We start from the raw sequence: 12,243 nt of genomic DNA, 5'->3' as shown, positions 1-12,243 counted from the left end.
CAGAATTCGCTAAAACTTATCACAATTTACAATTAACTCATAATATACCCCCAAAGAAATCATCTAAATATTTTTTCTATAAAATATAGCAGAAACTCAATTTTTAACAACTTATTAAACTCATTAACTAGTTAATTAACTGGTTAATATTTTACTCCTCATCATCTAGTCTGTCAAGATTTTTTTATTAGATTGTAAGAAAAATATTATTTGTTCTTTATTTGTCCAATTGTCATAATACAAAAAAAGCTTATCCTTTCGGATAAACTTTTTTAAAAATATATCAAGCTTCTTAAGCTTTACCTTCTGAACCGAATACGTCGATACGTTCTTCAACTGATGCTTGGATAGCTTTTACACCGTCAGCCAAGAATTTACGTGGGTCGAAGAGTTTCTTCTTGTCGTATTCTGCTTCGTTTGCTTCGTAGTCGCGAGCAAATTTACGAGTTGCGTTAGCGAATGCGATTTGGCATTCAGTGTTAACGTTAACTTTCGCAACACCAAGTTTGATAGCTGCTTGGATTTGGTCATCAGGAATACCTGAACCACCGTGCAATACGATTGGGAAGCCTGGAAGAGCTTCTGTCAATTTCTTCAAGTGGTCAAGGTCAAGACCTTCCCAGTTTGCTGGGTATGGGCCGTGGATGTTACCGATACCTGCTGCCAAGAAGTCGATGCCAGTTTCAACCATTGCTTTAGCATCTTCGATTGGAGCCAATTCACCTTTACCGATGATACCGTCTTCTTCACCACCGATAGTACCAACTTCAGCTTCTACTGAGATACCTTTAGCGTGTGCTTTTTCAACAACGTCTTTAGCCAATTTAAGGTTTTCTTCTACTGGAAGGTGTGAACCATCAAACATGATAGAAGTGTAACCAACTTCAATACACTCAAGTGCATCTTCGTAGTGACCATGGTCCAAGTGAATCGCAACTGGTACAGTGATGCCCATTGATTCTACAAGGTTAGCGATCAAGTTACGAGCAACTTTGTAGCCACCCATGTATTTAGCAGCACCCATTGAAGTTTGGATAAGCACTGGTGCTTTCTTTGCTTCTGCCGCACGCAGGATAGCTTGAGTCCACTCAAGGTTGTTTGTGTTGAATCCACCAACTGCGTAACCATTGTCACGAGCTGCTTGGACAAATTTTTCTGCTGAAACGATTGCCATTCTTATCAGGCCTCCTCTTATTTTTTGTGGTTAAACCACTTACATTGTTTATTTTATCACTTTTTCACTAAAATTGCTAGTTTTTCCTGAAATTTTAAAGAATTACAGGGAGACACTCAGCCTTTTTAAGCGTCTCTATTGCAAAAAGAAAAAGCTGACCGAAGCCAGCTTACTTGATGCGGAGAGAGGGACTTGAACCCTCACGACCTAAAGCGGTCACAGGATCCTTAGTCCTGCGCGTCTGCCAATTCCGCCATCCCCGCGATTGAGTACCTTACTAGTATAACAGGACAGCTAAGGCTTGTCAAGAAAATTTTTTAGTTTATTTCAAAAAATCAACTTTCTACTCAATCAGTAAAATTGGAAAATCTAAGCGAAAATGAAGCTACGGAAGGAACACAGAAAACTCAAGGTTGCTGAGTCGCAATAAAGACAGCCACAGTTTGGTCGGGATCGTATTTTTCAAAGTCAATAGTATAGTCCCGATGAAGCTCACCTGTTTCTTCTGCCTGCCAAATCCTCTGCCAAGCATGAAGAATCGCTTGAGGATCCTCCTTATCAGCCTCAAATACTTGATAGGTCTGCTCGGATGTATCAAAATCATAGACTTCCCCATCTGTCAAACGGCAGATAGAGAGACTGTAGTCTCCTTTGTAATCACTGGCATAGTCATGATAGACAGCATAGACCGGTTCCCCTTCAGCAAAAGCTTCTTTCACAGCCCCCTCTTGTTCCTGCCAGAGAGCTTGGATTTTTTCTACACAATGCTCATCTTGGAAATTATTAGTACGAATACTAGCTAAAATGTTTAGAAACATCTTCTTCCCTCCTTTTGCTTTCATTATAACATTTCTCTAGAAAAATCGCTTATCCTAGAAAAAGCAGGTCTATCTCTCCGAGCTCTTTTCTACCGCTGCTGTGACAAAGGCTGTATAAAGACCTTCAGGTCGGTTCGGGCGGCTGGAAAGCTCTGGGTGATACTGACAGGCTACGAAGAATTTATTTTCTGGGATTTCCACTATTTCGACCAAGCGATTGTCTGGTGAAACTCCAGAAAATACAAATCCTGCCGCCTCAAACTGCTCGCGGAAAGCATTGTTAAACTCATAGCGATGACGGTGACGGCGCTGCACGACTTCTTGATGGTCGTAAGCTGCTGCTGCTTTAGAATTATGCTTAAGTTTAGAAGGATAGAGCCCCAGCCTCAGCGTCCCACCCAAGTCTTCGACATCAATCTGATCACGCATGAGGTCAATAATCGGATACGGTGTGTCTGGATTGAGCTCTGCTGAGTTGGCATCTGCCAGCCCTAGGACATGACGGGCGAATTCGACACAGGTTAACTGCATGCCCAAGCAAATCCCCAACATAGGTACATCCTGCTCACGCGCATAGCGAATTGCCTGAATCTTACCCTCAGTTCCTCTCTGACCAAAGCCACCCGGAACGATAATCCCATCCGCATTTCCAAGAAGCTCTGTGGCGTTTTCGGCCGTTACCTGATTCGCATCAATCCAGTCAATCTTAACCTCCGCATCATTGGCATAACCTGCATGCTTGAGCGCTTCAACAACTGAAATATAGGCATCTGGCAACTCGACATACTTACCCACAAGAGCAATTCGGACCTGCTTTTCCAGACTCATCACTTTCTCTACCATAGCTGACCATTCAGTCATATCCGCTGCCGGCACATCTAGCTTCAGATGATCACAGACGATTTGGTCCATCTTTTGGGCCTGCAAATTGAGAGGAATTTGGTAAAGATGCTCCACATCCAACGACTCAATGACCGCCTCCGGCGCCACATCACAGAATTGAGCCAGTTTGTTTTTGATATTTTGTCCAGCCGGCTTCTCTGTGCGGATGACCAGCATATTAGGCTGAATCCCCAGACCTCGCAGCTCTTTGACAGAATGCTGAGTCGGCTTGGTCTTCATTTCACCGGCTGCCTTGAGATAGGGCAGGAGGGTCGTATGGATATACATGACATTGTCTGCTCCGACATCCGCCTTCATCTGGCGCAAAGCTTCTAAAAAAGGAAGAGACTCGATGTCGCCCACTGTGCCACCGACCTCTGTGATAATCACATCCGAGTCCGTCGTCCGTGCTGCCCGCTTGATCTTGTCCTTGAGAGCATCTGTAATATGTGGAATGACTTGGACCGTCGCTCCCAGATACTCGCCTTTACGCTCCTTGCGTAGGACTTCGCTATAGATTTTACCAGTGGTGACATTGGAGTATTTATTGAGATTGATGTCAATAAAACGCTCATAATGCCCCAAATCCAGATCCGTCTCAGCTCCATCATCTGTCACAAACACTTCCCCATGCTGGTAAGGGCTCATGGTTCCGGGATCAATATTGATATATGGGTCAAATTTCTGAATCGTAACCTTGAGACCGCGATTCTTCAAAAGCCGGCCCAAGCTAGCTGCCACAATCCCTTTCCCGATAGAAGAAATTACACCGCCGGTGACAAAAATATATTTAGTTGACATACGTGCTCCTTTTCATAAAACTATTCACTCCAGCAACCACGTCGTTTCTGGAATCTTATCTAGAGGAGGATTTTCCATAATCTGTCTGAAAAAGAAAAATAGCTCCCTGAACACAGGAAGCTCTGACCTCTAAAAGAGGTGCCCGAACAGTATAATATCGCAAACCTAAAAAATTGTCAAATGATTTCATTCGGTTTTCATCCATTTTCACCAATACTAATAACATGTGTTTCAAATTCTACATCGGGCATGCACTCTGCTAAATCGTGTCGGATTCCTTTTAAGCTTTCCGACTTCTTATCTTAAGAATCTTCATGCTGTTTCTCACCATTCTGATAAGAATTCTGCCTGCCGATTATCATCCCTGATTTTTTTAACCTTTTGAATAAATAAAAATCTAATAATAAAACACAGGGCATTCAAGATAACAAACATATAAACAAAGGTAATCCAGTTGAGCTGGAATGGCATATAGTCCCCTGTCTGAAGAGAAGTCATAATCTGGATATTCCTTGCAGCATAGATGGCCACAGGCAGAGTGAGCAAGAAAAGTAGATTGCTGATCACAATGTAGGGGTTAAGCAGGATACGATAAACCTCTCTCTCCTCATATCCTAGTAAATCAAACATCAATAGAGTCTTCATATTACCATTCAAGCCAATAAACACTGCTAGGTAAATCAATAAACATCCCGTTATGACACCGATACTTTGGTTGATAATAGCGCTTGCTTTGTTGGCGGTCTGACTTCTTTGTACAGCTGATAATTTTTCCTCTAGGGAGCGAACTTTTCCTTCACCTTTTTCTTGAGGCTTATTGGTCAATCTGCCATTAAAACGATTGTCAGCTTCATTTACCATAGCGGATGCTTGGTCTCTTGGAATATATATCGTCTTTAAATCAGCATTCTCCGCAAATCCAGCTATCTTTATCTGATGCCGCTTTCCCTTTACTCTTAACTCTAGAGTATCCCCAACTTTAAGGCCGTAATTCTCCCGCAATTCAGGGTTTACGAAGACACCTTGTGTGGGATCTAGAATTTCTCCCTTACTGCCAATCAGCTGAAACAAGTCATTTTGGCTTGTAAGTGAAAGGGCCTGATAGGCTATAATTTCGCCTTTTATCATTAGATCAACATCGTATCTCAGATAGGTTACAGAATCTGAAGCTGACTCAGCCTCCTCCTTTCGGTAGTTATCATAGCTGATCTCATAAGAATAGTGCCGACCGGCCTTCTGAGATTCAAGGATTTTAGAGGAGCTAAAAGTAAGAGACAGGCTTAAGACGAACATGATGCTAAACGTAACGATAGCAATCAACAAGAGACCTAAGGTGCTAAAATGACTTAGAGTTAGCTTAAATTTGAATTTATGCTTCATAGGCAGCTTTTGAATCAGCTTCTCTATCAAACCAGGACGGATGCTTTTCCCGTCAGTCTGTTTCATCATTAGAGCCAGATCTGTCTTTCTCACCGTCAGTCCTGCCAGATAAGTAAGAGCTCCTAGTAAAAGACTTAGGAAGAGGGTTCCCGTCATAACCGACTGTAGAGAAACTCCTTTACTCAATCCTTGAACGAGATAGGTCTGGCTATTCGCAGAAAGGAGGATATCAGATCCCCAGAAGCCTAAGGCTAAGCCAATCAAGGAACTGACCACGGATAACCCGCAGATTAATAGCGCATAGCTTGCCAGCACACTGGAGAAAGAAAAGCCAAGGGACATCAGCTGGGCCAGCTGTACTCTATTTCTTTGGAGCGTTCCTCTGATGAATAAGGATAAAATGAGGGAGAAGATGACGACCATGGCGACAGTAATGTTTCTGATTAAGAGTTGATTACTTTTCAAAGCTGTGAAATAATTAGCCTCATTGCCTGATAATTGCTCTCCACCTAAATGAAGTAAATTGGCATCAATCGCGAAATGAACGAAGAAGTACATAAAGGAAATGAATATTAAAATCAGAGATAGAATAGACACTATGGTCTTCTTAGCAAAAAAGTCTTTGGATAGATATTTAAACAGCAAATCCATATTAAATCTCCCAACTCATTTGATCCGGCGATAGCTTCTCCATATTCATGTCGTCCCTAACAATACGGCCATCTTCTAAGAGCAGTATTCGGTCAGCTGTTCTCGCAATTTCTCGATTATGTGTCGTAAAAAGGATACTGGTTCCGTAGGTTTGCTTGATAGCATGCAATAAAACGATAATGTTCTTACTGTTTTCGCTGTCCAGAGCACCCGTCGCCTCATCACAAAACAAAATAGTTGGTTTCTTTATAACAGCTCTGGCAATGCAGACCCTCTGCTGCTCACCACCCGACAGCTGATGAGGATATTTGTTCAAAAGTTTCTCAATCCCCAATAGCGAAGCCAATTCTTCTAGGTCCGCTGCCTCTGCGGCATACTTGCTGCCCAGCTGAATATTCTCCTCCACTGTCAGATTAGGAATTAGCATGTAGTGCTGAAAGACCAAACCAATGTCTTCTCTCCTAAACTTGGCCACTGCTGATTTGCTCAGCTGACCTATCTCCTTTCCTTTGTATAAGACCTGTCCAGAACTTGGTTTCAGTAGAGAAGATAGGATATTAAGCATCGTTGACTTTCCTGAGCCGCTGTGACCCAAGATTGCTACAAACTGCCCCTGATCAATTTTTAGAACCGTATTCTGCAGGACATACTCATCCTCATATTTTTTGCTGATTGATTTAGCTTCTAATAGTGTTTCTGTCATAGCACGCTCCTTTTCTTTGTTTATTATACCATTTTTTATTGAGTAATGTCTCCTATTCTCAGAAAAGCTAACTGTACTCATTTTCAACCATAACTCTGACAGAAGAAAGAGAACAGCATGCAAAAAAAGCTCCCTGAAAACAGGAAGCAGCTAGTCAGTGAAAATCAAAATTGGAAAACCTCTTCCAGTTAATTTTCCTCAATACTAATGACATGTGTTTCGAATTCTACATCGGGCATGCACTCTGCTAAATCGTGTCGGATTCGCTCCAAGGCTTCCAGACGCATTTCGACAGAGGTATTGGCATTCCCCTGAATGATGAAAATGGCATCCTTGGTCTCCTCATCAAACTTATAATACTCGCTGTCACGTACATCCAGCCAAGCCAAAATGCCTTTAGCATCCCGATAGACATAGTCCGTCTCAGCAACATGCTTCTCCTTGGACAAAATAGGCAGAAAAACATCTTCCTTTTGGCTTACGGTGAATTCTATCTGACCTTCAATCTTATCAAAATCATGCCCACCAATAGCCAGTAGAGAATGCAGGGCTTCGACATTATAAATATCAATAATGCTATTAATATGAGGGAGCGATCCGCGGTGCTGGATATTGCGAATCAGAGCGGGAACAGTCGGAGGATTTTTCTTAACACTGCGACCTACACGCTGCAGTATTTCTATATAACCTTGAACCACTGGCGACTCAAGCACCTCATCCAAGTCGCAGGCCAGAGCCCAGTCTTCCATTTCCTTTTTCTTTTTTAGAAATGAGGCAGACGGTTCTGCATGCGGATTAACATTCTTGGCAATCCCGATAACGACACTTTTTATGCCTAGTTCACCCAGACTCTTATCAATGACAAATTTCATAGCAGCATACCTCCATCTTTTCTTTATTAAATTTTATTAGTATTCTACACCTTCCGAACTTATATTTCAAGGAATATTAAAAGAAACAAGGGATTTCGTCCCTTGTTTCTTTTGGTTGATTTATTCTTCCTCTTCGGTCTCCGTGTCTTCGTCAGAGTAGTCGTCATCTTCTTCGTTGAGTTCGACTTCTTCACCTAGGTCATCTGGAGCGATTTCGTTGATTTCAGCATCGTAAGCTTCCACTTCATTCTTCTCATCATCTGGATTTTCCTCGTCGTACGAGAGAGCCGGATCTGCTTCGTAGCCGTCCTCATCTTCTGGATCGTCATCGCTGTAGTCAATGGCATCCTCATCGCCATCCATAAAGGCATTGACGCGTTTCTTCTTACGTTTCTTAGGTGCGTCGTCCTCATCAGTCTCTTCCAAGGCGATGATTTCTTCATCCACTTCGTCGATTGCATACCATGAACGCAGGCCCCATTTATTATCTCCCAGCGGAATAAAGCTGCCGTCTACATTGAGTTCTGTGTAGAATAAAGGTAGAGCATCACGAATCTCACTGTTTGATTTTTCCAGATAGTTTTGAATTTCATTGACCAGATCATTAAAATACATCTCATGGTCGCGGCCGCGGGCTTCCAAAATGGCACGCGCCACTTCAATCATAGAAAGCTCACTTTTTTCCTGTCCAGCAAATACTTCTAATTCCAAAGTTGATCTCCTTTAAGATTAAGTAAAGGCTTGTCGCCCTCTTGCAATTTTTCGCTACTTTCTATTGTACGATAAATTTCTATTTTCGTCAAAAGAAAATCCAGGAAAAATCACGGAACAAGTACAAAAAGAAACTAGTGCATTTAAACACTAGTTTCAAATGATTTCATTTTGAATGATGAAGCTTATTTCACTTTCGCAGTGCTTGTAATCACTTCAACAGCTTTCTTGATAGCAATGTCGTGTTTCAGCATGTCTTCTGACAGCAATTGACGAACACGTTCTACTTCCATGTTGTAGTCTGTAGCCAATGAAGTTACTTCTGCTTCGATTTCTTCTGCGCTAGCTTCAAAACCTTCTGCCTTAGCAACTGCTTCTACGACAAGGTTTGTCTTAGTGCGTGACTCAGCATCTGCTTCGTATTGCTTGTGCAGGTCTTCCTGAGTAGTTCCAGTGATTTGGAAGTACATGTCAGGTGAGATTCCTTGGCGTTGCATGTTGCCCAAGAATTCATTAACAGCACGGTGCACTTCTTCGTGGACCATTTCTGCTGGCAAGTCAACGATTTCAGCATTTGCTACTGCTTGATCAATAGCTGCTGCTTCTACCGCATCCTTATATGCTGTTTCCTTAGCTTCTGACAATTCTTTGCGGTACTTTTCTTTCAGCTCGTCAAGAGTTTCAACTTCTTCGTCGATATCTTTTGCAAGTTCGTCGTCCAATGCTGGAACTTCTTTTTCTTTAACTTCGTGAATAGTTGTCACAAACTTAGCTTCCTTGCCTGCCAAGTCTTCTGCTTGATAGTCTTCTGGGAAAGTTACGACAACATCCACTGTTTCACCTGCACTGTGGCCAACCAACTGCTCTTCAAATCCTGGGATGAATTGGCCGCTGCCCAGTCCAAGTGAGAAGTTGTCACCCTTGCCGCCGTCAAATTCAACGCCGTCAACAGATCCAACAAAGTCAATCACAACTGTATCACCGTCAGCTGCTGGACCTTCTTTGAGAACCAACTCAGCCAAGTTGTTACGCTCACGCTCAATGCGCTCATCTACTTCAGCGTCAGTCACTTCTTTAGTAGCTTCAACAGTTACTTCCAAGTCTTTGTAAGCACCCAGCTTAACTTCTGGCTTAGTGACTACTTCAGCTTTGATGACCCAGTCTTGGCCTTTTTCCATAGACTCGACATCAAACTGAGGCTGAGCAACTACTTCGATACCTGCTTCTTTGACAGCCGCTTCGTATGCTTCTGGAAGAAGAGCGTTCAACGCATCTTGGTAGAGGGCTTCTTCACCAAAACGTTGGTTGAAGATAGCACGTGGAAGGTGACCTTTACGGAAACCTGGTACAGCAATATCTTTTTTTACTGAGTTAAATACACGGTCCAAGGCAGGCTTGATTTTCTCTTGACTGATACTAAAAGTCAAAAGACCGCGATTTGTTTCTTTGTTTTCAAATGATACAGACATTCTGTCATTTCTCCTTAAAATTTATTGAATACAACCCATTATAGCATAATTAGAGTTTTTTTCAAAATTATTTTTCCTTTTATCCCTTCCTGATCTTATCCTCTGTATAGGCCGCTCTAGCGCCGCCAATTAGCTTGGGACGACTGGCTAAAGCTGTGACATGGGCAGCTCCCAATTCCTTGAGAATCGGTCGGATAGGAATCTGCACATGCTTGACATGCATGCCGATAGCCGTATCGCCAATATCCAGCCCCGCCTGAGCAACGATAAACTCCACCTCAACAGGATCCTTCATGTATTGAAAAGCCGCTAGCTGACCGCTGCCTCCAGCATGAAGAGTAGGCAGAACATTGACAATTTCCAAATCCTTCTTGTTCGCCAAGGCTCTTTCGACTACGAGGGCGCGATTGAGATGCTCACATCCCTGAACTGCTAGAAAGATACCCTTCTCTTCTAAGATATCCAGTATGGTTTTGACAATGACCTGTCCGACTTCCAGACTGGAATTCTGACCGATATGGCCTCCGACAACCTCGCTGGAGGATAGACCCAGAACAAAAATATCTCCCTCGACCAAGGCAGCTTTGTCCAAAACATCTAGAACAATCTGACGAGTTCCCGCTCCAATCTTAGCTAAGTCCATGTCTCACCTCGTTTATTTCACTGCGACCGTCTTTTTCAAACTCTCTGGGAAGGCTTTGTAGAGGGCAAAACCGACTGCTAAACCAAATGCATTCTGCATAAAATTACTTGAGATTTCGGCTAGGGCAGCCCCGACACCATTCATGATACTACCAAAGAGGGCATAGCCACCGACCATAGCCGCTGCGGCCAAGACCAGACCAAGATAGCGACTCTTGCCCTCAAAGCCAGCAAAGAACCCCTGAAGTCCGTGGCAAATCAGGCTGAAAATCATCCACTGAGGATAGCCGGCAATCATATCAATCAAAAAGCCTGAAAGGCCTCCGACAATAGCCGCTTCCTTGCGGCCAAAGTAGAAGGCTGTAAAATAAATCCCTGCATCCAACAAGGTCAAAAAGCCAGTCGCCGTTGGGATTTTCACAAAATTCCCCAAAAGCACAGACAGTGCTGTGATGAAAGCTAAGATAACTAATTTTTTAACTTGATTATTTCTCATACTGAACTACCCCATATTGATCTGAGCGCTGAATCGCTCGGTAAACAAAATCTTTAGACAATTGAACTGCTGCAAGTGGAGACTTGCCTAGAAGCAGCTGACTGGCAATGCTGGAAGCAAATGTGCAGCCCGCTCCGGTATTGTTGCTGGCCAGCACTGGCGATTCAATGACCTCAAACTCTCGGCCGTCATAGTAAACATCCACCGCCCGCTCCTTGCTCAAGCGATTGCCACCCTTTATCACTACATGCTTGGCTCCCAAATCATAGAGCTCCTTGGCTGCAGCCTGCATATCCTTCAGACTTTTGATTTCTTTTTGGGTCAATAGCTGAGCTTCTGCCAGATTTGGCGTAATGATGCTGACATGAGGGAAAAACTTGATGATTTCTTCTCTCAGCGCACTGACTTCCAAGTCATGATTTTCCTTGCAGACCAGAACAGGATCCAGCACTACTGGTAAATCTGCATGTTGCTTGGCAAAAGCCAATGCCTGCTCTGCTATTTCCAGATTGGGTAAAAGTCCTATCTTAATAGCAGAAAAAGGAACAGCCTTGAGACTGGCTAACTGCTGGGCAAAAACCTCTTCCTCAACTGGAATGACCTCAAATCCCTTATCAGTCATAGCCGTCAGGCAAGTCACAGCTACGAAACCATGCAGACCATTGACCGTATAGGTAGCCAAATCAGCATGGAGCCCGCCGCTGCTGAAAATATCATTGCCCGAAAGAGCTAAAATCAACTTATTCTTCATAACGAATCTCCTTTAGATAAAGGCCATTTGGACCGGCTGTTGGTCCTGCCAGATGGCGGTCTTTCTCCGCTAAAATCCTCTGAATCTGCTCCACCGGCATGCGCTTATTGCCAATCTTGAGCAGGGTGCCGACCATATTGCGGATCTGCTTGTAGAGAAAGCCATTGCCCGAAAAAGTAAAGACCAGAAATTTACGCTCTGCATCATAGCGAACCTTGGCCTCGGTAATGGTCCGAACCTTGTCTTCCACGCTGGTCCCAGAAGCTGTAAAGCCTGTAAAATCATGCGTCCCCTCTAACTGAGCAATCGCTTCTTCTATCAGACTCAGCTCCAACGGATAAGGATAATGCGTGGCATAATGGCGCATCATAGGATTTTTAGGCCGGCCGATATCCACCAAAAATTCATAGGTCTTGCTGTGCTTATTGTAGCGAGAATGAAAATCGTTCGACACCTGCTCCACACTAATAAAATCAATATCTTCCGGCGTCTGGGTATCCAAGGCAAAACGCAATTTCTCTTCATCCCGCTCTTCTGGTAAATCAAAATGCAGCACCTGGCCCAGAGCATGGACACCGCTGTCGGTCCGGCCCGCTCCATGAATCACCACAGGCTGGCCTTTATTGATACGGGTCAGGGTCTTTTCAATCTCTTCCTGAACACTTCTGGCATGAGGCTGTCGCTGAAAACCAGCAAAGTTATAACCATCATAGGAAATAATAGCTTTATAACGTGTCATGTGTTTATTTTAGCAGGAAAAAAAGCCCCCAGCAAGCCCTAAAAGCAGGAACTGTCTGGGGACAGATTTTTTTGAAAAATATCGTTTAAGAATCAGGTTTTTTTCTGTTCCGGCTTGCCATCATGCAACAAAATAACCCATCTGAATCAGACTG

The 12,243-nt window shown here is 43.4% G+C and carries 12 protein-coding genes and 1 tRNA gene; all 13 read right to left on the bottom strand.

What is annotated here, in order from left to right:
- Positions 1 to 292 precede the first annotated feature (292 nt).
- Positions 293 to 1,174, bottom strand: coding sequence for a class II fructose-bisphosphate aldolase (locus RSK81_RS02060; RefSeq protein WP_002893690.1), 882 nt, complete (start codon positions 1,172 to 1,174; stop codon positions 293 to 295).
- Positions 1,175 to 1,351: 177 nt separating this feature from the next.
- A tRNA-Leu gene (locus RSK81_RS02055) sits at positions 1,352 to 1,437 on the bottom strand.
- 144 nt (positions 1,438 to 1,581) lie between these two features.
- A complete protein-coding gene (locus RSK81_RS02050) occupies positions 1,582 to 1,992 on the bottom strand; it encodes a GyrI-like domain-containing protein (RefSeq protein WP_315687271.1) in 411 nt (136 codons plus the stop codon).
- Positions 1,993 to 2,061: 69 nt separating this feature from the next.
- Positions 2,062 to 3,675, bottom strand: coding sequence for a CTP synthase (locus tag RSK81_RS02045; RefSeq protein WP_315687269.1), 1,614 nt, complete (start codon positions 3,673 to 3,675; stop codon positions 2,062 to 2,064).
- Between the two features lie 324 nt (positions 3,676 to 3,999).
- Positions 4,000 to 5,706, bottom strand: coding sequence for an FtsX-like permease family protein (locus RSK81_RS02040; protein WP_315687266.1), 1,707 nt, complete (start codon positions 5,704 to 5,706; stop codon positions 4,000 to 4,002).
- A gap of 1 nt (position 5,707) precedes the next feature.
- Positions 5,708 to 6,409, bottom strand: coding sequence for an ABC transporter ATP-binding protein (locus RSK81_RS02035; RefSeq protein WP_315687264.1), 702 nt, complete (start codon positions 6,407 to 6,409; stop codon positions 5,708 to 5,710).
- A gap of 188 nt (positions 6,410 to 6,597) precedes the next feature.
- Positions 6,598 to 7,281: a B3/4 domain-containing protein gene (locus RSK81_RS02030; RefSeq protein ID WP_315687261.1), complete on the bottom strand. Its 684-nt coding sequence runs from the start codon at positions 7,279 to 7,281 to the stop codon at positions 6,598 to 6,600.
- A 120-nt stretch (positions 7,282 to 7,401) separates the two neighbouring features.
- A complete protein-coding gene (gene rpoE / locus RSK81_RS02025; RefSeq protein WP_002898937.1) occupies positions 7,402 to 7,992 on the bottom strand; it encodes a DNA-directed RNA polymerase subunit delta in 591 nt (196 codons plus the stop codon).
- Positions 7,993 to 8,177: 185 nt separating this feature from the next.
- Positions 8,178 to 9,461: a trigger factor gene (gene tig / locus RSK81_RS02020; protein WP_315687260.1), complete on the bottom strand. Its 1,284-nt coding sequence runs from the start codon at positions 9,459 to 9,461 to the stop codon at positions 8,178 to 8,180.
- Between the two features lie 79 nt (positions 9,462 to 9,540).
- Positions 9,541 to 10,104, bottom strand: a complete 564-nt coding sequence (locus RSK81_RS02015) for a TIGR01440 family protein (RefSeq protein WP_315687258.1) — start codon at positions 10,102 to 10,104, stop codon at positions 9,541 to 9,543.
- A gap of 12 nt (positions 10,105 to 10,116) precedes the next feature.
- Entirely contained in the window at positions 10,117 to 10,599 is a 483-nt protein-coding gene (locus RSK81_RS02010) for an ECF transporter S component (protein ID WP_315687256.1), read from the bottom strand.
- Positions 10,589 to 11,350 (bottom strand): bifunctional hydroxymethylpyrimidine kinase/phosphomethylpyrimidine kinase, encoded by a 762-nt coding sequence (locus tag RSK81_RS02005; protein WP_315687253.1) that lies wholly within the window; start codon positions 11,348 to 11,350, stop codon positions 10,589 to 10,591. The genes RSK81_RS02010 and RSK81_RS02005 overlap by 11 nt, the downstream gene beginning before the upstream one ends.
- Positions 11,340 to 12,089 (bottom strand): tRNA pseudouridine(38-40) synthase TruA, encoded by a 750-nt coding sequence (gene truA, locus RSK81_RS02000; RefSeq protein WP_002920191.1) that lies wholly within the window; start codon positions 12,087 to 12,089, stop codon positions 11,340 to 11,342. Before truA ends, RSK81_RS02005 begins: the two co-directional genes overlap by 11 nt.
- Positions 12,090 to 12,243 lie beyond the last annotated feature (154 nt).

The organism is Streptococcus sp. DTU_2020_1000888_1_SI_GRL_NUU_041A, assembly GCF_032387735.1.
Taxonomy (GTDB): Bacteria; Bacillota; Bacilli; order Lactobacillales; family Streptococcaceae; genus Streptococcus; species Streptococcus sanguinis.
Note: the sequence above shows the minus strand (reverse complement) of the source record. Positions and strands in the feature narration are given on the sequence as shown.